This window comes from Gluconacetobacter tumulicola (genome assembly GCF_014174215.1).
GTDB classification, from domain to species: Bacteria; Pseudomonadota; Alphaproteobacteria; order Acetobacterales; family Acetobacteraceae; genus Gluconacetobacter; species Gluconacetobacter tumulicola.
Window position 1 is genome coordinate 20520 of the sequence record NZ_JABEQL010000001.1, and the last position, 21185, is coordinate 41704.

Here is a 21185-nt window from a genome sequence, read left to right on the forward strand (position 1 = left end):
CCGCACCGCTCCCTGATCACAAAATCCGACGTTCGGTAATAGCAGCCTCAGGCGGCCTTCTGCTTCTCGATGTAGTCGATCGCGTCCTTCACGGTGGCGATCTTCTCAGCCGCATCTTCCGGGATCTCGACGCTGAAAGCCTCTTCGAAGGCCATCACCAGTTCGACCGTGTCCAGGCTGTCCGCGCCCAGATCGTCGATGAAGGAGGCCTCCGGCGTGACCTTGCTTTCCTCGACACCGAGGTGCTCGACCACAATCTTCTTAACCTTGTCAGCGATTTCGCTCATCTGTCTTCGCTTCCTGTCTGCCCCAATGAGATACGGGCGGTTCGAAATTCATTCGTCCTGTCTGACGTCCCGCGAAGCGGAACCGCCGGAACATGCCCAGCCCGCTTCCGGACGAAGCAGCGGCGGATTAGCACGGTTCCCCGGCAATAGCCAAGGCGGCGGATCTTCTTTCCGTCACAATCCGCTGCAAAACCCCGAAACCGGCCCCGCAAAATCGGATTGTTGTCCGCCATATCCCTGCCTGCGTCCAGCGGAATCAGCGTGCTCCCCCGGCGATCAGGGCATCGCCATCCCGCCATTGACGTTCAGCGTCGTGCCCGTGATCCAGCCGGCCTCGTCCGACGCCAGATAGGCGACGGATGCTGCGATATCCTCGGGCTTCCCCATGCGGCCCAGCGGAATGCCGCCCAGCAGCTTCTCGCGCTGCCCTTCCGAGAGCACATCGGTCATCGCGGTCTGGACGAAGCCCGGCGCCACGACATTGACGGTCACGCCGCGCGACCCGGCTTCCTGCGCCAGGGACTTGGTCATGCCGATCATGCCCGCCTTGGCCGCCGCATAATTCGCCTGGCCGGCATTGCCGGTCACACCGACGATCGAGGCGATGCTGACGATTCGCCCGGCCCGGCGGCGCAGCATGCCCTTCAGCACGGCGCGGCACAGGCGGAAGGGCGCCGCCAGATCCACCTCAAGGACGCGGTTCCAGTCCTCGTCCTTCATGCGAATCGCCAGCCCGTCACGCGTCAGGCCGGCATTGTTGACCAGGATGTCCAGCGGCGCGCCTGCCGCGACCTCGGCGGCCGAGACCAGCGCATCGGCCGCGGCCGGGTCGGACAGGTCGGCGGGGCACACATGGACCCGCTCGCCATCCGGCGCGATCTCGGCCGCCACCGCGGCCAGCACGGCCTCACGCGTGCCGGAAAGCACCACCCGCGCCCCCTGGGCATGCAGGGTCCGCGCAATCGCGGCGCCGATCCCCCCCGATGCGCCCGTCACCAGCGCGGTCTTGCCATCCAACCTGAACATCAGCCCGTCCTTGCCTGAAAAACCACTTATCGCCGCCCCGCCATCAGAGAGAGGCGAGGAACGCCTCGATATCCGCCGGGGTGCCGACCGAGCGTGTCGCCGCTTCGGGCGCGATGCGCCGGACCAGCCCCGACAGCACCTTGCCGGCTCCCAGTTCCACAAAACTGTCGACGCCCATCGCCGCCATCGCCTCGACACTCTCGCGCCAGCGCACGGTGCCGGTCACCTGGCGCACCAGCAGGTCGCGAATCGCCTGCGGGTCGGTCACCTTCGCCGCCGAGACATTGGCCACCAGCGGCACTACCGGCGCGGCGATTTCGGCCCGTTCCAGCGCCTCACCCATCGCATCGGCGGCCGGCGCCATCAGCGAGCAGTGGAACGGCGCCGACACCGGCAGCACCACCGCCCGCTTCACCCCACGCGCCTTGGCGACCGCGATCGCGCGCTCGATAGCCGTCGCCCGGCCCGAAATGACGATCTGCCCGCCGCCATTATCATTGGCGACCTCGATGATCTCGCTCCGATCCGGCTCGCCCTCGACGCGCAGGATCGCGGCCTCGGCGCAGATTGCGCGCGCCTGCTCAAGGTCCACGCCGATCAGCGCGGCCATGCCGCCTTCACCCGCCGGCACCGCCTTCTGCATCGCCGTGCCGCGCAGGCGCAGCAGGCGCGCCGTCTGGGCAATCCCCAGTGACCCCGCCGCCGCCAGCGCCGAATACTCACCCAGCGAATGACCGGCCACCAGCGCGGCCGCGCGCTTCAGTTCCAGCCCGCCTTCCTTCTCCAGCACCCGCAGCACCGCCAGCGACACCGCCATCAGGGCAGGCTGCGTATTTTCGGTGCGGGTCAGCTCCTCCATCGGCCCTTCGAACATCAGGGTCGAGAGCTTCTGCTCCAGCGCATCATCGACTTCTTCGAACACTTCGCGCGCCGGGGCAAAGGCAGCGGCCAGTTCGGCCCCCATCCCAACGGACTGGCTACCCTGACCGGGGAAGATGAAGGCGTGAACGGTCATGCTGTCCTCATTATCCAAAAGAAATCTCGCGTTCCGGTCCGCGAGATGCCGACAGGATACGGCGCCTGTCAATCGCGGGGCACGCCATCCCGGCGACGGCACAGCAGCAGCAGGACATCCCACGGCAGGGCCGGGACCTCACGCAGGCGCCAGAACCACCGGCGCGCCAGGCGCCGGGCGGCCGGCACGGACGGCGGCGGCACCCGCATCACCCGCCAGCCGGCCAACCGCATCAGCACCAGGCAACGCGGCAGGTGGTAGGCGCTGCTGGCAACCGCAACGGGGCCGCGATAGCCACGCGCCCGCAGCAGCGCGGAACAGGCCAGCACCGAATCCAGCGTATCGCGCGCCGTCGCCTCGATCATGATCGCCGTGTCGGGAATACCCGCCCGACGCAGCAGGTCCGCCATCACAGGCGCTTCGGCCGGGCGCCCATCCAGGCTGCCGCCGGTCGGCACGAACAGCGGTTCCGCGCACATCCGCCCGAAGGCGGCCGCGGCCGCCACCCGGCGACGCAATGTCGGCGTGGGCGTGCCATCGGGACGCACCGCCGCCCCGAAGATCACGATGGCCAGCGGCGCATCCGGCCGCCCGGTCACGGTGGCGCCTGAAGCAGAAGCCGGCTCAGCCCCGCGAACGTGGCAAACATCGTCCGCCAGACCTGCCGGAACTGATCGGCTTCCACGCCCCGATTGTCCAGAATCGCCATCAGGTCCCCAACCGTGCGCCTGCCATCGATCAGCGGCAGCAGCCCGCGCGATTGCGACGGCACCGGCACCAGCACCACACGGTCACCCAGACGAACCGGCAGGCGGTTATCCGGCCGCATAAGCCGTGAAAGGGCGAACCCGTCCCCGCCATGCAGAACCGGCACCGAATCCCGATCCATCGGATCGGCCCGCCACACCCGATCTCCCGCCCGGCGGACATAAGCCACATGGAACGCCCGCTCCCCCGCCCGCGATTCGGCCAGGCAGGCCCGGGCGCGATCAGGCTGGAAATCAAGATCGGTACAAAGCGCTGGCTCCGCATCAAGCAGCGCGGGGTCGTATTCCAGCGGCGCCATCAGGCAGACAGGCGCCAATCCGGCCGCCGCCAGCAGGTCGAACAGTCCCGCGACATCGTAGCCGTCGCCACGCCCATCCGACGCGGCGACCACGATCCGCATCCCGCCGCCGGGCGCCAGCAGGTCGGCCAGGGCTCCCAGCCGCGCCCGCGGGGCCGCATCCGCGCTCAGGTCGCAATCGATATAGTCGTGAACAGAATGCACGGGCTGCGCACCGGGCGCGAGAAAGGCAACCGCACCGGGCCGTCCTCCAGCACTGAAGGCCTCGGCCAGCCGGGCCGCAACGGCGGCGTCGTCCCCGGCAACCAGCACGCGCAACGGGCATGAACGCGGCCGCATGGCCCCGAACAGCCAGTAATCGGCTTCGCTCAGGTCGCCGGCCGTTCCAACGGTCAGATAATCGGCATGCTCCATGGACCTAGCGGGGCAGAAGCTTTCCGCGCTGCCAGGCCTCGGCAGCCTCGTCGGCACTCATGCCGTCGCAACGCACGGCATATTCCAGCGCGCTCACCACCTTGTGGCCCAGCATCAGCTCGTCCAGCTCGTCCAGCAGGTCGGAATCCAGTTCCGCACGCGCCTCCCGGCGCACCAGCATCCGCGCGGCCTGCTCGCCGGCCAGCACGTTCCTGGGGTCTTCCAGCGGCCGCAGCCGGCCGCCATGATGCAGGAAATGCGGCTGCCACAGCGGTAGGATCGACGCCTCGCCGGCTTCGATCGCCTTCGCCGCATGCTGATAGGCGTCCTCATCGGGACGGGCCTCGATGGTAAAGCCGCGCTCCGTCAGCCCATAGGCCCCCACGCCGAGCCGTACCCGTTCGAGAGCCGATTCCGGCGCCACGATATTGCGGTTGACCGCCCCGTCATCGCGTCCCAGATCGGCAATCGAGGCCACATCCGGCGCGCACCCTTCGGGCATGAACCAGCCGAAGACGGGCTTGTACAATTCTCCGAGCACATCCATGCCCAGCGACCGGTCCAGCCACCGGGCATCGACATCGGGCAGCCATGCGGACACGAACAGGTCGATCCCGCCGGCCTTCATCGCGGCCGTCAGTTCGTCCTGGCCGCCGGTGACATATTCGACCTCCAGGTCATAGGCTTCCAGCACACGCACCACCGCCGCCGCGGCTGCCGCATGCAGGATGGTTTCCGGATGGCCAAGCGTCACCGTCGTCATCACACCTCTCCCCGATCACGAGGTGGTTTCCAGCAGGTGGCACCCGTTTGCGCAAGGGGCGGAACGGCAAAAAACCGTCCCTGCATGCCCCCTGCTCCCGGCGTGCGAGGCTTCCCGCCGTTACCAGATCTTCACCCGGTCCTCGGGCTTCAGATACAGCGTGTCGCCCGGCTTGACGTTCCAGGCCTTGTACCACGCATCGATATTGTGCATGGGGATATTGACCCGCGCCTGCGGCGGCGAATGCGGGTCCGTCATCACCCGCTGGCGCGCGATGTCGTCACGCAGCTTCTGCCGCCAGACCTGCGCCCAGCCCAGGAACACGCGCTGGTCCCCGGTCAGGCCGCCGATCACCGGGGCCGGCTTGCCGTGCAGCGAGGCATGATAGGCATCCAGCGCCAGGGTCAGCCCGCCAAGATCGGCAATGTTCTCGCCCATCGTCAGCTTGCCGTTCACATGCACGCCCGGCAGCACCTCGAACGCGTCGTACTGTTTGCCGAAGCGATCGGCCAGCTTGTTGAAACGGGCCTCGTCATCCTTGGTCCACCATTCCTTCAAGCGGCCCAGATAATCGAACTTGCGTCCCTCATCGTCGAAGGAATGCGTCATCTCATGGCCGATCACGCCGCCGATCGCACCATAATTGATCGCCGGGTCCGCCTTGGGGTTGAAGAAGGGCGGCTGCAGGATCGCGGCCGGGAACACGACCTCGTTGAACAGCGGGTTGTTGTAGGCATTGACCGTCTGCGGGGTCATGTCCCACTCATCCCGATCGACCGGGTGGCCCAGATGCCCCAGCCAGTAGCGCCATTCGAAGCCCACGGCGCGCCCGGCATTGCCATAGGCATCCCCCTGCTTGACGACGAGCGTCGCATAATCCCGCCAGCGCTTGGGATAACCGATCTGGATGGTGAAATGATCCAGCTTCTGTAGGGCTGCCGCGCGCGTCTCCGGGCCCATCCACGCATTATGCTGCAGCCGCACACGGAAGGCCGCCTTCAGCTCGGTGGTCAGCGACTCCATCATCCGCCGGTATTCCGGCGGGAAATAGCGCGCGACATAGCTCTGGCCCAGTGCCATGCCCATCGCATTGCCGGTGGCGGTCACGCCGCGTTTCCACCGGTCGGGCAATTGCGGCTGGCCGCCCAGCGTCTTGTCGTTGAAGTCGAACGATGCCTGGACGAAGGCCTTGGGCAGAGAGTGCGCTGCATTGTCCACCAGGTGGAAGGCCAGCCAGGCCCGCAGCGTATCCAGGGGGGTTTCCGACGCAATGCGGGCCTCGCCGATGATGGCATCGGGCTCGCCGACGATCAGCGTGCCCGATTTCACGATCGTCTCGGGCAGTTCGGCACCGGTCAGATAGGCCGCCCAGTCGAAGCCCGGCGCACGCTTGGCCAGGTCGACGACCGTGATCGGGTTATAGATCTTGTCGGGATCGCGCAGGTCCTGCCGCGCCCAGTGGACCTGCGCCAGCCGCGTTTCGAATGCCACGATGGCCTGGGCCTGCCGCGCGGCATCCGGCCAGCCGATCAGGGTCAGGGCCTGCTGGACATAAGTCTGATAGGCGGTCTTCTTCGCCGCCAGTTCAGGCTTCAGATAATAATCCCGATCCGGCAGCCCCAGGCCCGCCTGGTCCAGCATCAGCGCGTAGACGGTCGGGTCCTTGGCGTCCGGCTGGATACCCAGCCCGAACAGCGAATACTGGAATCCCGTCTGGGCGTGCCCCAGCAGAGCGGCGAAGGCGGTCCGGTCGCTCACCGCGCGCACGGCATCCAGATCCGACGCCAGCGGCCGAATCCCCAGGGCTTCGATCCCCTTCTCGTCCATGAAGGTCGCGTAGAAGGTGCCCAGCTTCTGGTCGACCGTCGCGGGCTCGGCCACCGGATGGGCCGACAGGTCGTTCAGAATGCCCTGCACACGCTTGCGCGACAGTTCGTGCAGCATGTTGAACGGCCCATAGGCCGTCATGTCGGGCGGGATGACGATGTCGTGCACCGCCTGGCCGTTGGCGTAGCCGAAGAAATTGTTGCCCGGCGCGATCGACAGATCCCGTCCGGCCACGTCGAAGCCCCAGGCCCCGTAGGACGGCGCGTCGGCCCCGTCGGCGACCTTCGCCGCCACGGCCGGTTCAGCCGCCCGCGCCCCGCCGCTCCAACTCGCCGCCGTCAGCAGCGCGACGCCGCACAACCATGCGCGCCGCGCCGAACCGCTCCGCCCATATCGCCTGGAATCCGACATCCCGTTTCCCTTCATTCTGTTACGAACGGGGTACAGTATGACGGTTTATTTGCGGTGCCCAGCCCGCGATCCAGCGGTTTTCACAGGCTCCGGCGGACGCGCCAGCGCCGCCACGCGATAATCGAACGTCATGATTCCGGCCAGATACGGCGCCGCGAACGCCTTGAAGGCATCATGCGCGGGATCGAAGAAGCCCGGCTGGGTCACGACCGGCCGGCCGACATAGTAATTCCGGTCCCCTTCCGAGCGGAAACTGACCAGGAACCCCATCTGGTACCCCTCATCCACGCCCTCGCCACTGTTCTGGAAACCGGTCTCGATCGATTCGACCACCGGGCGACCGTCGGGACGACGGGAATCGGCCGCCAGCTCCAGGAAACGCCGGGCGATCTCGGCCCTCTGAAACGGCGTCACGTCCTTGAGGAAGCGGAACAGCACCACATGCCGGATCAGCGCCGGCCGAAAGGCGGGCGCGGTAAAGGCCGCAACCCCCACCTGGGCCAGGTCCTGCTGTACCGCGACGGCGGCGGCATCGGGGGGCGGCGGCGCTGCGGGCGACGTCGCGATTGGCAGGGAATAAGGTTGGGCCAGCACAGCCTCCGCCGGGCATAACGCCGCCACGGTCAGGCCGAGGCTCGCGGCCGCGATCATTTTGCGCACCAACATCGTCACTCCCTCCAGATTCCCGCCCCCGTCAGGCCAAGGCCGCCTGACGCGCGAATTTCTTCTGCCGTATGCGAATCAGATGATACACGCCCCGCGCGACCAGTTCATGCACCCAGCCATGCGGCGTGATCCCGATGGTCTTCAGGACCATGCCGGTGACGCGCACGGTGTGCCTGGGCTGATAATAGCGCATTGCCCGCGCCATATAAGCCGCAATGCACCGGCCATGGTCATAGGGCACGCCGGCCGGCTCGTTGGTCGTGTGGTAGGCCGAAGCCAGTTCGTCGTCCTCGCTCTCCGTCACCCGGCCCAGCGCGATACGCATACGCTGCCACACACCCAGCTTCTCGCGCTTCAGGTAACGGTTCATGTGATCGTAGAACAGCTTGAAATGCCTATATTCGTCCGCTGCGATCTGCCGACAGATCGCCTTCAGCAGCGGCTCCTCCGTGGCATCGGCCAGCGCGGTGTAGAAGGACGACGTCCCGGTCTCCACCATGCAGCGCGCAATCAGCTCCCCGGTGCGCGACCCGCGAATGGACCGATCGACCTCCAGTTCCAGCTTGTACGATGTCCGGTAGCGTTCGAACGCCTGCGGATAATCCCATGACGGATCGGCCAGCATCGCCCACCGCCCCAGGGCGTCGCCATGCTGCACTTCCTCGATCGCCCAATTGTCCGCCGCCTCGCGGAAGGCCGGGTCATCGAAGAACACATTGTTCAGATAGAGCGCATAATCCACGCCGTTCCGTTCGACGACCGACGCCGCCTTGACCAGCTGGACGATGTCGGGGTCGACACGGGCCGGATCGAAACTGTCCCAATCCATCTGCTCAATGCGCCAGTGTTTCATCGTGCTCCGTCTTTCATGCCATCCTGCCCCGTTTCCCTCTCTCCCGCCCTTCCGTGCAGAAGGGCATATACGAAGCCTGAACAAGTCCTTTTCAGCTTGGGAGATGGCATAAACCGTCCAATTATGCCATGCAGACCATAGCTGGCGCATACGCGACCGGCGCACCGCCCGGCTTCCCCCTGGCGCAATGACAACAAACGCGGATTATAACCGTATGAACATACACGAATATCAGGCGAAAGCCCTCTTGAAGGGATTCGGCATGCCCGTGCTGGACGGGCGGGTCGTCCGTTCACCCGATGAGGCCCTAGTGGCTGCCCGCGCGATCGGCGGCCCGATCGTGGTCGTCAAGGCGCAGATCCACGCCGGCGGCCGTGGTGCCGGCCATTTCGCCGACGACCCCGGCGGCAAGGGCGGCGTCCGCCTGGCCCGCACCCCCGACGATGCGCAGCAGGCCGCCGTCGCGATGCTGGACAGCACCCTCGTCACCCGCCAGACCGGTCCGGCCGGCCGCGTCGTCCGCCGCCTCTATATCGAGGCCGGCTGCGAGATCGCGCGTGAACTCTATCTCTCCCTGCTGGTCGATCGCGCCACCGGCCGCATCGTCATCGTCGCGTCGCAGGATGGCGGCATGGCGATCGAGGACGTCGCCGCCGCCACGCCCGAACGCATCCTGAAGGAATCGATCGACCCCGCCATCGGCCTGTCCGACTACCAGGCCCGCACCCTCGCGGCCCGGCTGGACCTGCATGGCCGCTCGATCCGCGCCTTCACCACCGTCCTGCGCGCGGCCTACGAGGCCTTCGTGTCGCTGGACGCCGCGATCGTCGAGATCAATCCGCTGGTCGTCACCGGCTCGGGCGACCTGGTGGCGCTCGACGCCAAGATGAGCTTCGACGACAACGCGCTGTTCCGCCACCCGGAACTGGAGGAACTGCGCGACGAGAACGAGGAAGACCCCCGCGAGCGCGAGGCCGCGCGCCACGGTCTGGCCTATGTCGGGCTGGACGGCACCATCGGCTGCATGGTCAACGGCGCCGGCCTGGCCATGGCGACCATGGACATCATCAAGATGGAGGGCGAGGAACCGGCCAATTTCCTCGATGTCGGCGGCGGCGCCTCGCGCGAGCGGGTGGCGGCGGCGTTCCGCATCGTGCTGTCCGACCAGAAGGTGCGCGGCATCCTGGTGAACATCTTCGGCGGCATCATGCGCTGCGACATCATCGCCGAAGCCATCGTCGCCGCCTCGCACGAGACGGGCCTGCGCGTGCCGCTGGTGGTCCGTCTGGCCGGCACCAATGTCGAACGCGGGCAGGAGATCCTGTCCCACTCCGGCCTGAAGATCATCCCGGCCAACGATCTGGGCGACGCGGCGCGCAAGATCATCGCAGCCGTGCGCGCGGAAGGAGTCGCCTGATGTCCATCCTGGTCCATAGCGATACCCGCGTCATCACCCAGGGCTTCACCGGCGCCCAGGGCACCTTCCATTCCGAACAGGCCCTGGCCTACGGCACCAGACTGGTCGGCGGCGTCACCCCCGGCCGGGGCGGCGAGACCCATCTCGGCCTGCCGGTCTTCGATACGGTGGCCCAGGCCTGCGCGGCCACGCGGGTCGATGCCAGCGTCATCTACGTGCCGCCCGCCGGTGCCGCCGATGCGATCCTGGAAGCAATCGCCGCCGGCGTGCCCCTGATCGTCTGCATCACCGAAGGCATTCCGGTGCTGGACATGGTGCGTGTGCAGCAGGTGCTGCACCGGTCCGACAGCCTGCTGATCGGCCCCAACTGCCCCGGCATCATCACCCCCGGCGAGTGCAAGATCGGCATCATGCCCGGCGCGATCCACCGCCCCGGCAAGGTGGGCATCGTCTCGCGCTCCGGCACCCTGACCTACGAGGCCGTGGCCCAGACCACAGCGGTCGGGCTGGGGCAGAGCACCTGCGTCGGCATCGGCGGCGACCCGGTCAAGGGGATGGATTTCATCGACGTGCTGGAACGCTTCATCGCGGACCCCGACACCGATTCGATCATCATGATCGGCGAAATCGGCGGCACGTCGGAAATCGACGGCGCCACGCTGATTCGCGACAGCGGGACCCGCAAGCCGGTCGTGGGCTTCATCGCCGGGGCTACCGCCCCGCCGGGGCGCCGCATGGGCCATGCCGGCGCGGTCATCACCGGCGGGCACGAGACGGCAGCCGCCAAGATCGAGGCCCTGCGCGACGCCGGCATCCACGTCTCCGCCAGCCCGGCCCTGCTGGGTCAGACCCTGCTGGACGTGCTGACGGGCCGCGCCTGACACATCCCCCCGGTCCGCCCCTCGGGGCGGACCGATCAGGCCTCCCGCAGACCGAGCGATGTCGCATTGACGACCAGATCATGCCCCCCGACATGCTCCCCGATCACGATCTCCAGATCCGGAAACCGCAATCTCAGCCGCTCGTGAAGCGCCATAAGCCGTTCCCGCGAACGGTTGATCAGGGTCAGTTTCGCGGGCTGCCATTCGACCAGCGCCACCGCAATCGCGCTGGCCGCCCCGGCCGCCCCCACGATGCAGATCCGTCGCCCGGCCACCGAATGCCCGGCAGCGGCCAGTCCGGCGACAAAGCCCTCGCCATCCGGCATGTCCCCCGCGAACGCATCCTCGCCGACACGGCGCATGACATTGACGGCCCCGCCAGACAGCGCGCCAGATCCACCCCCCGGAACGTCGAACGGCACCATGACCGCATCAAGCCCGTTGCGTTCGAAGAGGGCATTCATCGCCTGAGATGTGCGGGCATGCGCGACCGGATGCCCCATCAGGCCGAAAAGCTTCGTTGTCCCACCAATCATCGTCAGCCCTACGGACATTCTTCACGCAGGGAACATCGGATATTCAGACACCGAACCATCCGGCCAGCAAAGCCAGTCATATTTTCCGTATTCGATCCGACGCCGGGACCAGAACAGTACATCGTCATCGCGATCATGGTGCGCGCTGCCGGCCATTTTCCGAGCCGGCCAGGAAACGCACTGGCGGCAATCCAACGCGTTTCGCAACTGCCGCCCTGCAATTCCCAACCGGCCCCATAAAACGCAAAGACGCCTTCCGGTCTGGACCCTTACACGCCCCCCCGTCCGAGAACCTGTATTTCACCTGAAAGGGCGAGCCTTACCGCCGCCAAAGCCGCCTAAATCTGCGGAGCAGCCAGATCCGCCAATCCGCACCCCATCTCTGCATTGAGGGGACACACGGCTAAAGAGAATGGAAGCCAGTAAAGATTATCTATTCCGTCACGGAGCGGATAGCTGCATCTGTGCCAGACGAATATGCGCCTCACCAAGCTCACCCTTGCGGATCATATTCTTCACTGTCGCCACGGATACGGCAGGCGACTTCATCTTGGAGCGCGGATTCGTCTCGTTGTCGTCCTCGATAAAGGCATTGGTTGACGGATCGAGATAGCCATAGGCACAGAGATACGGGTTACGCACATCGGCCATGACGGCTACGACATGATAACGCGTCCTCCCGACCCAGTCCTCGGCGATCGAGCTCTGATCGACGCCAGGGTAATTAAAAGTCACCCCGATGGAATGGAAATAATCAAAAATACCGCCCATGAGAGCGTTCACCAGACGCATCTTCTTCGGATTGAATTCAAACCCGTAGTAAAAATAATCCTGATAGATCGTTTTTTCTTTTGGGAGAGAATTCTTATTAACCAATCCCAGGATGCTCTGCATCGTGGAGGGGGTGGGCTTTATCCTGAGCGGCCGATCACGGAAAATCATGGCGCCCCGATGGTTGTAAAAGATCGGGATAATAATGTGTTTCGGATCACTACTCATAGAATCGCCTCCCAGGATACGAAATATCAGACTTTTCCCATCCTGGGCAATGGCCTGATCCCTAAGGATATCTTCGCTGACCGGCCTGTGAAGTGTAAAGAGACCAACGAGAGGCAACGCCTTTCCATCGGCACGCACCTGAAACGAATCACCCGTCTTGTGGCCCTGCGAATTGCCTTCCCCGACCCGTTCGCCCATCCCTTGACGCTCCGCCGGCGGCCTTATATTCAACATCCGGTGATTTAATGTGCGCGAGGGAGCGCCCGCATGCAGCAGGACAAGACGGCGGGCACCTCCTTCCTCACGGAGCGCGGCGTCCGATTCAGCGTCCATCGCTACGAATATGATCCCGCCGGCACCCTGATCGGCATGCAGGCCGCCTCCGCCATCGGCGAAGATCCGTCATTCGTCTTCAAGACCCTGATGGTGCGGGTCGACCGCGAAAAACCCGTGTGCCTGATCGCTCCCGCCGCCGGCAAGGTCAATCTCAAGCAGGTCGCAGCCCTGTTCGGCGGCCGCAATGCCCGCATGATCCCGGCGGCCGAGGCCGAGGAATTGACCGGTTTCCAGGTCGGCGGCATCAGCCCGTTCGGCCAGAAAACGCAGGTGCCGGTGGTAATCGACGCCGCCGCGTCCAGCAAGGACTATATCTACGTCAATGCCGGCGCGCGGGGCCTGGTTGTAAAGATCGCACCGGACGATGCGCGCAGTGCGCTCGACGCCACCCTGGCGCCGATTTCCTCGCCGCAGCCCGGCTGGGAAAGCAACTGAAAAGGATCAGCCAGAATGCGCGTGACGATCGAAACATTAACAGGCGAGCGCATCATTCCGGTTCTTCCGGATCTCGCCCGCCTGCGCATCGGCGTCTTCCGCGACTGGCCCTATCTGTATGACGGAGACGTGGCCTACGAGGAAAAATACCTCCAATTCTATGTCCGCAGCGAAGGAGCAGCCGTCATCATCGCCCGCGACGGCGACAGCGTGGTCGGCGCCTCCACCTGCCTGCCGATGCGGGACGAACAGGAGGCCATTCGCGCGCCTTTGGAAACACGCGGCCTGAGCACGGACGATTTCTTCTATTTCGGCGAGTCCGTGCTTCTCGATGCCTATCGCGGCCAGGGGCTGGGCGTACGCTTCTTCGAAGAGCGCGAACGCCATGCTCTCACGACGAGCCTGGCCAATTTCGCGACCTTCTGCTCGGTGCGCCGTCCGGACGATCATCCGGCCCGCCCGCCTGGCGCCACCACGCTGCACGCCTTCTGGGCCCGACGCGGCTTCCGCCCCCTGCCCGGCGTGACGTGCCAACTGGACTGGAAAGAGCCGGGCCACGCCGAAGAAACGCCCCACACGCTCGATTTCTTCATCAAATCGCTTCGCGGCGCACCGATCCCCGCCAGCCTCGAGACGCAGGAGCATGATGCATGAACAAACCAATCCGACTGGGCGTGCTGGCCTGGGAAGTGGCACGCAATCACACGATCGAGGATTACGCCCGCCATCTGGACGCCCTGGTGGCAGAAGCCGCGCCGCACGCGGACCTGCTGCTGATGCCGGAATATTCCTGCATGGAAGCCGCCGCCGCACTGACCGACCGGCCCGATCCGGCGGCGGAACTGGCGGCCGTCTGCCGTTACAGCGACGCCATCCTGAACATCATGCGCGAGACGGCACAGCGCCATAGGGTCTGGCTGATGCCCGGCACCCTCCCCCGGCCGGAGGCCGCAGGCGTGCGCAACCGCGCCCCCCTGATCGCCCCGGACGGCCAGGTCGCGTTCCAGGACAAACACGTCATGACCCGGTTCGAGAACGAATCCTGGGGCGTGCGCGCGGGCAATCCGCCCGGCGTGTTCGAAACCCCGTGGGGCCTGATCGGCACCTCGGTCTGCTATGATTCGGAATTTCCGATGTTGGCACGCGCCCAGATCGAGGCCGAGGCCTGGCTGATCCTGGTGCCAACCTGCACCGATTCCATGCATGGCTTCAACCGGGTGCGGATTTCGGCGCAGGCCCGCGCGCTGGAAAACCAGTGCTTCGTCGCGGTCTCACCGACCGTGGGCGACGCGCCCTGGCTAGCCACGCTGGACGAGAACCATGGCTGCGCCGGGGTCTACGGCCCGGTCGATCGCGGTTTCCCGGCCGACGGCATCATGGCGGAAGGCAAGCTGGACCAGGGCGGGTGGATCTTCACGACACTCGACCCGGCCACACTGGATGCGGTGCGCGAAAACGGCGCCGTGCGCAACTGCCGCGACTGGCCTGTCACGGTCCCCGTCGCCCGCCGCATCCCCTTCTCGGCTTAGGGAAACCCATGTCAGCCGAACAGACCCAGGCGCTGATCCGCGCCTATTACGACGCCTTCAATCGCGAGGATATCCCGGCCGTCCTCGACCTGCTGACCGAGGATGTCGTCCATGACATCAACCAGGGCGGGCAGGAGACCGGCCGCCCGCAATTCGAGACCTTCCTGCGGCGCATGGAAGGCTTCTATCGCGAGGAGTCGAAGGATCTCGTGATCATGACGACACCGGACGGGACGCGCGCCGCAGCGGAATTCATCGTCCATGGCACCTATCTGAAGACCGAACAGGGCCTGCCCCCGGCAACAGGCCAGACCTATGCCCTGCCAGTCGGTGCCTTCTTCCGAATCCGGGGCGGCAAGATCGCACGCGTCACCAACTATTACAATCTTCCGCTATGGACGAAGCAGATCAACGCGGCACCCTGATCGTCCCCGGCCTGGCGGCGCAACCCGCGCCCTCGGAGCCTGACCGAAAATGCGGGCTGGTGAGCGTAGAGTGCCGCGAAGCGGCATGGCCGTCATGTGTTTCCGAGCACCGAAGCGCAAGGAAACGCGCGGCGGATCGCCGCCAGACCGCATTTTCGGTCGGGCTCTCAGGCCGCCAGTACCATCGGCAATACGTCCGAGATCAGCCGGCGCGACAATTCCGCCTCGTCCCCCTTCGAAAGCCCCCGCCGGCGCATCATCAGCAACGGCAGCATCACAGCCCCCATGACCATCATCAGGGTCAGTTCGGGCGATCCGTCATGGCGAAGCAGCCCGTCCGCCCGGGCCTCCTGCAACAAGGGCAGCATCGCGTCCTGGTATGGTTCCCAGATTTCACGCACGATATATTCCTGCCGCTCCCCAGGCAGGCTCATCTCGTCGGAGAGAAATTTCGCCAGTTCGGGAATATCGCAATTGGCCGTGATGAAACGCGTCAGCCCTTCGCGCACCCGTTCTTCGGTGGGCCCCGATGCGCCATGCAATTCCTCGATCGACCGGCGCGCCGCAGCCAGGCGCAGCGCAATCTCGTCCACCACCGCTTTCCACAGGGCGAATTTCGAGCCGAAATGATGGGAAATCAGCGCGGGATCGACGCCCGCCTCCTCCGCGATCTCCCGCAGCCCCGTTCCGTCATAACCCTTCCGCGAGAACCCATGCAGAGCCGCGCCAAGCATGGCGTCGCGCGCCGCGGGCGTTCCCTTCGCCGGGCGTCCCCTGCGTCGACTGAGCGGAGTATGATGGAACGGCACCAGATCGTCCTTCGTTCAGTGTCGAGCCGTCCACCCTAGCACCGCCGGAGCGAGCTTTCTATTCGTTAGCCCAGGAAAACGGGGCATGGCCAAGGGCCGCCCCATTCATTCAACGATCAACAATTTCATGCCGCAAAACCCTGCCTGCCCCCCCCTGGACGATCGAAACAAGCCCCGACAAACCGACATGGGTGACATACCCCCCGCTTCTGTGGCACAGCGTTGTCCCTTCGAGGCTGTTTCAAAAGCCCCGCTGGCGGCGGCCTGACGGCGATTTCCTGCGCTTCGGGGCGCGCGGCCATCAAGGCCGCTCCGCTTCGATGCCTGAAAACCACCGCCCGCTCACCAGCGGGGCTTTTGAAACAGCCTCCTATCGCCAACAGTCCAGGAACCCGCCCGATGCCCGATGGTCTCATGCCGGCCGCATCGCCCGCTTTCGCCGATCCGTCCCTTCCGCCGGTCCGCACCGACTGGACGCGCGACGAAATCGCGGCGCTGATCGCCCTGCCCTTCCCCGAACTGCTGTTCCGGGCCCAGAGCGTGCATCGCGCCCGCTTCGACCCCACGGAGGTGCAGATCTCCACCCTGCTCTCGATCAAGACCGGCGGCTGCCCGGAAGATTGCGCCTATTGCCCGCAGAGCGCGATGCACGAGGATGGCGGCGTCAAGGCCAGCCGCCTGATGGCGGTGGAAGCCGTGCTGAAGGAAGCCCGCGCCGCGCGCGATGCCGGGGCCGCGCGTTTCTGCATGGGCGCCGCCTGGCGCTCGCCCAAGGATCATGATCTCGAGACTGTCTGCGCCATGGTCGAGGGCGTGAAGGCCCTGGGCCTGGAAAGCTGCGTCACCCTGGGCATGCTCGACGCCCGTCAGGCCCAGCGCCTGCGCGATGCCGGGCTGGACTACTACAACCATAATCTCGACACCTCGCCCGAGCATTACGGCAACATCATCTCCACCCGCACCTATCAGGACCGGCTGGACACGCTGTCCAATGTCCGTGACGCCGGGATCAATGTCTGCTGCGGCGGCATCGTCGGCATGGGCGAGGACGAAAGCGACCGCGCCGGCCTGATCGCCAGCCTGGCCAGCCTGCCCAAACACCCCGAGAGCGTGCCGATCAACCTGCTGGTGCGCGTGGCCGGCACCCCGCTGGCCGAGGCGGAGGCGGTCGACCCGATCGATTTCGTGCGCATCATCGCCGCCGCCCGCATCGCCATGCCCGCCAGCCGCGTCCGCCTGGCCGCCGGGCGCGAGGACATGACGGACGAAGCCCAGACCCTGTGCTTCCTGGCCGGCGCCAACTCGATCTTCTACGGCGAAAAGCTGCTGACCACCCCCAACCCCGAAGCCAGCCGCGATGCCCGGCTGCTGGCCCGCCTGGGCATGCACACCAGCCTCGTCCAGGCCTGACAGGCCGGGCCGCCGGCGATCACCGATCGACCGGCGGCTCCCTGACGATCACGGGCGCATTGCGCACCGGAAAATTCACGGATCGGGCGATAAAGCACAGGCCATGGGCCTTCTCATGCAGCGCCCTGGCCTGCTCCACATCCGACCCGGCCGAAACCGTCACCCGAGGGTGCAACGTGACGGAGGTGAATTGCCCGCCCCCGTCCGCCTCTTCGACCATGCAGCCTTCGGCATCGTCTTCATACGCCGTCACCACGATACCGGCCTGCGCGCATAGGCCCAGAAACCACAGCTTGTGGCAGGCGGACAGCGACGCGACCAGCAACTCCTCCGGATTCCACCGGCCGGCATCGCCCCGAAAAGCAGGATCGGACGATCCCGCAATGACAGGCTTGCCCTCCGCGACGATGTCGTGGGCACGTTCATATCCACGATAATTCTGCGTTCCAGCACCGGTATTGCCGGTCCAGCGCACCGTGACCGCGTAGCGATGCGTCTTGTCCGCCATATGACGTGTCCCTTCATGCCCCTCGAAAACCGTCCGCATCCCTATCATGCACCCCCTGTCGTCACACGCAGCCATTCCGGCCCGACGCAGGACGAACCACCTGCCACCCCCTGCGCACATCGCACGACCAGCGCGGTACCATGATTTAACGCTTGCGTCCGGGCACCGCCTGTCCGAAATCACCCCCATGGCCTATATGATCAAGGAGATGTTCGCGACCCTCCAGGGTGAGGGCGCGTATGCCGGCCGCGCCGCCGTGTTCTGCCGTTTCGCCGGATGCAATCTCTGGTCGGGGCGGGAGGCCGATCGCGCGGGCGCGACCTGTCGTTTCTGCGACACCGATTTCGTCGGCACCGACGGCGAAGGCGGCGGCCGTTTCGCCGACGCCGCCTCCCTGGCCGACGCCATCGCAGCGATCTGGGCCGCACCGGACCGCGACCACGCCTTCGTCGTCTTCACGGGCGGCGAGCCGCTGCTCCAACTCGATGCAAAGCTGATCGCGGCGGTACACGCACGCGGCTTCGAAATCGCCATCGAGACCAACGGCACCCTGGCCGCCCCCGAGGGCATCGACTGGATCTGTGTCAGCCCCAAGGAAGGTGCCGCGCTGGTCCAACGCAGCGGCCACGAACTGAAACTGGTCTACCCCCAGCCCGGCCTGCTGCCCGAAGCGGTGGCCGATCTGGACTTCCAGCAATTCTGGCTCCAGCCGATGGACGGCCCCGACCAGGCCCGCAATACCCAGCAGGCCGTCGCCTATTGCCGCACCCACCCACGCTGGCGCCTGTCCCTGCAGACCCACAAGCTGATCGGGATTCCCTGATATGGCCGCAACGCTGACCCCCGCCGACCCGAAACAGGAAAGCGCGATCGTGCTGTTCTCCGGCGGCCAGGATTCCGCGACCTGCCTGGCCTGGGCGCTGTCGCGCTTCGGCCGGGTCGAAACACTGGGCTTCGCCTACGGCCAGCGCCACGCGGTGGAACTGGAATGCCGCGACACGCTGCGCGCGGGCATGGCCGCGCACGATCCCGCCTGGGCGGCCCGGCTGGGCGAGGACCATACGCTGGCGCTCGACGCGCTGGGCGCGGTCTCCGACACCGCGCTGACCCGCGACGCCGCCATCACGATGAACGAGAACGGCCTGCCCAGCACCTTCGTGCCCGGCCGCAACCTCATCTTCCTGACCTTCGCCGCCGCCCTGGCCGCCCGCCGCGGCGCACGCCACATCATCGGCGGCATGTGCGAGACCGATTATTCCGGCTACCCCGACTGCCGCGACGACACGATCAAGGCCATGCAGGTGGCGCTGAATCTCGGCATGGCCAGCCGGCTGGTCCTGCATACGCCGCTGATGTGGATCGACAAGGCCGATACCTGGCGCCTGGCCGAAAGCCTGGGCGGCCCCGATCTGGTCGCGCTGATCAACCGCGAAAGCCATAGCTGCTATCTGGGCACGCGCGAGACGATGCACCCATGGGGCCATGGCTGCGGCACCTGCCCCGCCTGCGACCTGCGCCGCGCCGGGTGGGAGCGCTACATGGCGGGTCGCGCCGATGCTTGATCTGGTCTTCACCCGCCGCTTCTCGATGGGCCACCGGCTGATCCACGGCGCCAGCGAAAGCTGCGCCCTGCCGCACGGCCACAACGAATTCGTCACCGTGCGCCTGCGCCCCACCGCGCCCCGCCCGCTGGACGGGTCCGGCAACATGGTCGTGTCCTTCCAGCGCGCCAAGTCGCGCTGGCACCGCTTCGTGGACGAACGGCTGGACCATGCCCTGCAACTGGCCGAGGACGACCCGCTGCTGGCCTGGTTCCGCGCGCACGAGCCCGAACGTGCCCGCCGCATCGTCGTCACCCCCGGCGACCCGACCACCGAACTGATGGCCTGCCTGATGATGGCCAAGCTGAACGCGCTGCTGGACGACGATGGCGGCCTGCTGCGCTGCGCGGAGATCACCTTGCAGGAAACCCCGACCAACACCGTCCGCTACGAGGGCGACCCGCTGGAGGCGCTCCCAACCCCGCGCCCCGCGACCAACTGCTGGTGGCGGCGCGCCGACGACAGTATTGCCGATGTCTGAAGCACCGATGGCCGCATCACCCCTCACCGGTTTCGCCCGCTACCGCGCCGAATGGCTGGCCAATCCGGTGCGCGAAATCCTGGCCGGCATGGTCGGCACCTTCGCCCTGATCCCCGAAGTCATCGCCTTCTCCTTCGCCGCCGGGGTCGACCCGGAGGTCGGGCTTTACGCATCGTTCGTCATCAGCGTCGTCATCGCCATCGCCGGCGGCCGCCCGGCCATGATCTCCGGCGCCGCCGGCTCGGTCGCGCTGGTGGCGGCGGCGCTGGTGCACGCGCACGGCGTGCAATATCTGCTGGCCGCCACCCTGCTGGCCGGTCTGTTGCAGATGCTGGCCGGCGCGGCGCGGCTGCACCTGCTGATGCGCTACGTTTCCCGCCCGGTCCGCACCGGCTTCGTCAACGCGCTGGCCATCCTGATCTTCTCGGCGCAACTGCCGCACATGCTCCATGTGACATGGCACACCTACGCCATGATCGCGCTGGGCCTGGCCATCATCTACGGCGTGCCAAGGCTCTTCAGCGCCATCCCCTCGCCCCTGATCTGCATCCTGGCACTCACGACCGTCGCCACGATCTGGCCGATGCCCCTGCATACGGTGGCCGATCTGGGCCGCCTGCCCGACAGCCTGCCGCATCTGGTCTGGCCGCTTGTGCCACTGTCCCTGTCCACGCTGGAAACCATCCTGCCCTTTGCCGCCGCCATGGCGATGGTCGGCCTGCTGGAATCGATGATGACCGCCAGCGTGGTGGACGACATGACCGAAACCCACAGCAGCAAGCGCACCGAATGCGTCGGGCTCGGGCTGGCCAATGTCGCCGTCGGCCTGTTCGGCGGCATCGCCGGCTGCGGCATGATCGGCCAGACGGTGGGCAATCTGCGCTATGGCGGGCGCGGGCGGCTCTCGACCTTCGTCGCCGGGGCGTTCCTGCTGCTGCTGATGGTGGCGCTGCGGCCGTGGGTGGCCCGGGTGCCGGTCGCCGCCCTGGTGGCGATCATGATCATGGTCTCAGCCAGCACCTTCTCCTGGTCGTCGCTGCGCGACCTGCGCACCCACCCGCGCGGGGCCAGCCTGGTCATGCTGGCAACCGTGGCGGTGGTGGTGGCAACTCACAATCTGGCGGCGGGCGTGCTGGTGGGCGTGCTGCTCAGCGGCCTGTTTTTCGCCGCCAGCGTCTCACGTCTGGTCACGGTCGAAACGCGCTACGACGCCGCCAGCGACACCCGCACCTACAGCGTGACGGGCCAGATCTTCTTCGCCTCGGCCGACCTGTTCGCTGAGAGGTTCGACACGCGCGACACCGCCCGCCACATCCGCATCGACCTGCGCCACGCCCATTTCTGGGACATCACGGCCGTCGGCACCCTGCGCGACATCGTCGCACGCATGGAAAGCCATGGCCTGACCGTCGAACTTCTGGGCCTCAACAGCGCCAGCGCCACATTGATCGATCGCCATTCAGATCTCAGCGTCGCGCCCCAGACCTGAG

The 21185-nt window shown here is 66.3% G+C and carries 24 protein-coding genes; 11 read left to right on the forward strand and 13 right to left on the reverse strand.

Annotated elements, in window-relative coordinates; all coding sequences use genetic code 11:
• Positions 1-47: 47 nt before the first annotated feature.
• The 9 genes from HLH29_RS00105 to HLH29_RS00145 all read right to left on the reverse strand — a co-directional run bounded on the left by HLH29_RS00105 (position 48) and on the right by HLH29_RS00145 (position 8328).
• Positions 48-287 carry an acyl carrier protein gene (locus tag HLH29_RS00105; RefSeq protein WP_012227163.1) on the reverse strand — a complete coding sequence of 80 codons (240 nt, stop codon included), beginning with the start codon at positions 285-287 and terminating at the stop codon, positions 48-50.
• A 276-nt stretch (positions 288-563) separates the two neighbouring features.
• On the reverse strand, positions 564-1313 hold the full coding sequence (fabG, locus tag HLH29_RS00110; RefSeq protein ID WP_182963986.1) for a 3-oxoacyl-[acyl-carrier-protein] reductase: 750 nt from the start codon (positions 1311-1313) through the stop codon (positions 564-566).
• 43 nt (positions 1314-1356) lie between these two features.
• Positions 1357-2328, reverse strand: coding sequence for an ACP S-malonyltransferase (gene fabD / locus HLH29_RS00115; protein WP_182963987.1), 972 nt, complete (start codon positions 2326-2328; stop codon positions 1357-1359).
• Positions 2329-2396: 68 nt separating this feature from the next.
• Entirely contained in the window at positions 2397-2927 is a 531-nt protein-coding gene (locus HLH29_RS00120; protein WP_182963988.1) for an ElyC/SanA/YdcF family protein, read from the reverse strand.
• Positions 2924-3808 (reverse strand): hypothetical protein, encoded by an 885-nt coding sequence (locus HLH29_RS00125; RefSeq protein WP_182963989.1) that lies wholly within the window; start codon positions 3806-3808, stop codon positions 2924-2926. Before HLH29_RS00125 ends, HLH29_RS00120 begins: the two co-directional genes overlap by 4 nt.
• 4 nt (positions 3809-3812) lie before the next feature.
• Complete coding sequence (locus HLH29_RS00130) at positions 3813-4571, reverse strand: glycine betaine ABC transporter substrate-binding protein (RefSeq protein ID WP_182963990.1); 759 nt, start codon at positions 4569-4571, stop codon at positions 3813-3815.
• Positions 4572-4691: 120 nt separating this feature from the next.
• Positions 4692-6809: a M13 family metallopeptidase gene (locus tag HLH29_RS00135; protein WP_182963991.1), complete on the reverse strand. Its 2118-nt coding sequence runs from the start codon at positions 6807-6809 to the stop codon at positions 4692-4694.
• Positions 6810-6854: 45 nt separating this feature from the next.
• Positions 6855-7475 carry a Dabb family protein gene (locus HLH29_RS00140; protein WP_246373519.1) on the reverse strand — a complete coding sequence of 207 codons (621 nt, stop codon included), beginning with the start codon at positions 7473-7475 and terminating at the stop codon, positions 6855-6857.
• Positions 7476-7503: 28 nt separating this feature from the next.
• The gene (locus tag HLH29_RS00145) at positions 7504-8328 is read right to left on the reverse strand and encodes an acyl-ACP desaturase (RefSeq protein WP_182963992.1); all 825 of its coding nucleotides are present in this window, start codon (positions 8326-8328) and stop codon (positions 7504-7506) included.
• Positions 8329-8542: 214 nt separating this feature from the next.
• On the opposite strand from HLH29_RS00145, the gene sucC reads away from it, so the two are divergent.
• Together sucC and sucD are read left to right on the forward strand one after the other, a co-directional pair.
• Positions 8543-9745, forward strand: a complete 1203-nt coding sequence (gene sucC / locus HLH29_RS00150; RefSeq protein ID WP_182963993.1) for an ADP-forming succinate--CoA ligase subunit beta — start codon at positions 8543-8545, stop codon at positions 9743-9745.
• A complete protein-coding gene (gene sucD, locus HLH29_RS00155; protein ID WP_182963994.1) occupies positions 9745-10626 on the forward strand; it encodes a succinate--CoA ligase subunit alpha in 882 nt (293 codons plus the stop codon). The genes sucC and sucD overlap by 1 nt, the downstream gene beginning before the upstream one ends.
• 35 nt (positions 10627-10661) lie before the next feature.
• Here the strand turns inward: sucD and HLH29_RS00160 are convergent, their stop codons facing one another.
• Positions 10662-11129 (reverse strand): hypothetical protein, encoded by a 468-nt coding sequence (locus HLH29_RS00160; RefSeq protein WP_220791306.1) that lies wholly within the window; start codon positions 11127-11129, stop codon positions 10662-10664.
• A 474-nt stretch (positions 11130-11603) separates the two neighbouring features.
• Positions 11604-12359: a hypothetical protein gene (locus HLH29_RS00165; protein WP_182963996.1), complete on the reverse strand. Its 756-nt coding sequence runs from the start codon at positions 12357-12359 to the stop codon at positions 11604-11606.
• A gap of 69 nt (positions 12360-12428) precedes the next feature.
• On the opposite strand from HLH29_RS00165, the gene ybaK reads away from it, so the two are divergent.
• Genes ybaK through HLH29_RS00185 form a run of 4 tightly spaced genes read left to right on the forward strand, consistent with a single transcriptional unit; the run spans position 12429 to position 14886 of the window.
• Positions 12429-12932: a Cys-tRNA(Pro) deacylase gene (gene ybaK / locus HLH29_RS00170; RefSeq protein ID WP_182963997.1), complete on the forward strand. Its 504-nt coding sequence runs from the start codon at positions 12429-12431 to the stop codon at positions 12930-12932.
• A gap of 15 nt (positions 12933-12947) precedes the next feature.
• Complete coding sequence (locus HLH29_RS00175) at positions 12948-13586, forward strand: GNAT family N-acetyltransferase (protein WP_182963998.1); 639 nt, start codon at positions 12948-12950, stop codon at positions 13584-13586.
• Positions 13583-14461 carry a carbon-nitrogen hydrolase family protein gene (locus HLH29_RS00180; RefSeq protein ID WP_182963999.1) on the forward strand — a complete coding sequence of 293 codons (879 nt, stop codon included), beginning with the start codon at positions 13583-13585 and terminating at the stop codon, positions 14459-14461. The genes HLH29_RS00175 and HLH29_RS00180 overlap by 4 nt, the downstream gene beginning before the upstream one ends.
• 8 nt (positions 14462-14469) lie before the next feature.
• Positions 14470-14886, forward strand: coding sequence for a ketosteroid isomerase-related protein (locus HLH29_RS00185; RefSeq protein WP_182964000.1), 417 nt, complete (start codon positions 14470-14472; stop codon positions 14884-14886).
• A 167-nt stretch (positions 14887-15053) separates the two neighbouring features.
• On the opposite strand, the gene HLH29_RS19795 is transcribed toward HLH29_RS00185, so the two are convergent.
• Entirely contained in the window at positions 15054-15620 is a 567-nt protein-coding gene (locus HLH29_RS19795; protein WP_182964001.1) for a TetR/AcrR family transcriptional regulator, read from the reverse strand.
• 474 nt (positions 15621-16094) lie between these two features.
• On the opposite strand from HLH29_RS19795, the gene bioB reads away from it, so the two are divergent.
• The gene (gene bioB, locus HLH29_RS00195; RefSeq protein WP_182964002.1) at positions 16095-17105 is read left to right on the forward strand and encodes a biotin synthase BioB; all 1011 of its coding nucleotides are present in this window, start codon (positions 16095-16097) and stop codon (positions 17103-17105) included.
• Positions 17106-17124: 19 nt separating this feature from the next.
• On the opposite strand, the gene HLH29_RS00200 is transcribed toward bioB, so the two are convergent.
• Positions 17125-17613: an OsmC family protein gene (locus tag HLH29_RS00200; RefSeq protein ID WP_182964003.1), complete on the reverse strand. Its 489-nt coding sequence runs from the start codon at positions 17611-17613 to the stop codon at positions 17125-17127.
• A gap of 187 nt (positions 17614-17800) precedes the next feature.
• Here HLH29_RS00200 and queE point away from each other — a divergent pair, with 187 nt between their 5' ends.
• From queE to HLH29_RS00220, 4 genes are read left to right on the forward strand one after another with little or no spacing between them, the layout of a single operon-like run.
• Positions 17801-18436 carry a 7-carboxy-7-deazaguanine synthase gene (gene queE / locus HLH29_RS00205; protein ID WP_182964004.1) on the forward strand — a complete coding sequence of 212 codons (636 nt, stop codon included), beginning with the start codon at positions 17801-17803 and terminating at the stop codon, positions 18434-18436.
• Between the two features lies 1 nt (position 18437).
• A complete protein-coding gene (gene queC, locus HLH29_RS00210; protein ID WP_182964005.1) occupies positions 18438-19175 on the forward strand; it encodes a 7-cyano-7-deazaguanine synthase QueC in 738 nt (245 codons plus the stop codon).
• On the forward strand, positions 19168-19695 hold the full coding sequence (locus HLH29_RS00215) for a 6-pyruvoyl trahydropterin synthase family protein (RefSeq protein ID WP_182964006.1): 528 nt from the start codon (positions 19168-19170) through the stop codon (positions 19693-19695). Before queC ends, HLH29_RS00215 begins: the two co-directional genes overlap by 8 nt.
• A complete protein-coding gene (locus HLH29_RS00220; protein WP_408871925.1) occupies positions 19688-21184 on the forward strand; it encodes a SulP family inorganic anion transporter in 1497 nt (498 codons plus the stop codon). The genes HLH29_RS00215 and HLH29_RS00220 overlap by 8 nt, the downstream gene beginning before the upstream one ends.
• Position 21185: the final 1 nt, after the last annotated feature.

Coding starts and splice junctions, on each gene's coding strand:
- HLH29_RS00140 (WP_246373519.1), bottom strand. CDS start 7,475: ATGTTGGTGCGCAAAATGATCGCGGCCGCGAGCCTCGGCCTGACCGTG.
- queE (WP_182964004.1), top strand. CDS start 17,801: ATGGCCTATATGATCAAGGAGATGTTCGCGACCCTCCAGGGTGAGGGC.
- HLH29_RS00135 (WP_182963991.1), bottom strand. CDS start 6,809: ATGTCGGATTCCAGGCGATATGGGCGGAGCGGTTCGGCGCGGCGCGCA.
- HLH29_RS00175 (WP_182963998.1), top strand. CDS start 12,948: ATGCGCGTGACGATCGAAACATTAACAGGCGAGCGCATCATTCCGGTT.
- fabD (WP_182963987.1), bottom strand. CDS start 2,328: ATGACCGTTCACGCCTTCATCTTCCCCGGTCAGGGTAGCCAGTCCGTT.
- HLH29_RS00130 (WP_182963990.1), bottom strand. CDS start 4,571: ATGACGACGGTGACGCTTGGCCATCCGGAAACCATCCTGCATGCGGCA.
- HLH29_RS00215 (WP_182964006.1), top strand. CDS start 19,168: ATGCTTGATCTGGTCTTCACCCGCCGCTTCTCGATGGGCCACCGGCTG.
- HLH29_RS00220 (WP_408871925.1), top strand. CDS start 19,688: ATGTCTGAAGCACCGATGGCCGCATCACCCCTCACCGGTTTCGCCCGC.
- HLH29_RS00185 (WP_182964000.1), top strand. CDS start 14,470: ATGTCAGCCGAACAGACCCAGGCGCTGATCCGCGCCTATTACGACGCC.
- sucC (WP_182963993.1), top strand. CDS start 8,543: ATGAACATACACGAATATCAGGCGAAAGCCCTCTTGAAGGGATTCGGC.
- HLH29_RS00180 (WP_182963999.1), top strand. CDS start 13,583: ATGAACAAACCAATCCGACTGGGCGTGCTGGCCTGGGAAGTGGCACGC.
- HLH29_RS00105 (WP_012227163.1), bottom strand. CDS start 287: ATGAGCGAAATCGCTGACAAGGTTAAGAAGATTGTGGTCGAGCACCTC.
- bioB (WP_182964002.1), top strand. CDS start 16,095: ATGCCCGATGGTCTCATGCCGGCCGCATCGCCCGCTTTCGCCGATCCG.
- queC (WP_182964005.1), top strand. CDS start 18,438: ATGGCCGCAACGCTGACCCCCGCCGACCCGAAACAGGAAAGCGCGATC.
- HLH29_RS19795 (WP_182964001.1), bottom strand. CDS start 15,620: ATGCTTGGCGCGGCTCTGCATGGGTTCTCGCGGAAGGGTTATGACGGA.
- HLH29_RS00145 (WP_182963992.1), bottom strand. CDS start 8,328: ATGAAACACTGGCGCATTGAGCAGATGGATTGGGACAGTTTCGATCCG.
- HLH29_RS00125 (WP_182963989.1), bottom strand. CDS start 3,808: ATGGAGCATGCCGATTATCTGACCGTTGGAACGGCCGGCGACCTGAGC.
- HLH29_RS00165 (WP_182963996.1), bottom strand. CDS start 12,359: ATGGGCGAACGGGTCGGGGAAGGCAATTCGCAGGGCCACAAGACGGGT.
- HLH29_RS00200 (WP_182964003.1), bottom strand. CDS start 17,613: ATGGCGGACAAGACGCATCGCTACGCGGTCACGGTGCGCTGGACCGGC.
- ybaK (WP_182963997.1), top strand. CDS start 12,429: ATGCAGCAGGACAAGACGGCGGGCACCTCCTTCCTCACGGAGCGCGGC.
- sucD (WP_182963994.1), top strand. CDS start 9,745: ATGTCCATCCTGGTCCATAGCGATACCCGCGTCATCACCCAGGGCTTC.
- HLH29_RS00160 (WP_220791306.1), bottom strand. CDS start 11,129: ATGGGGCATCCGGTCGCGCATGCCCGCACATCTCAGGCGATGAATGCC.
- fabG (WP_182963986.1), bottom strand. CDS start 1,313: ATGTTCAGGTTGGATGGCAAGACCGCGCTGGTGACGGGCGCATCGGGG.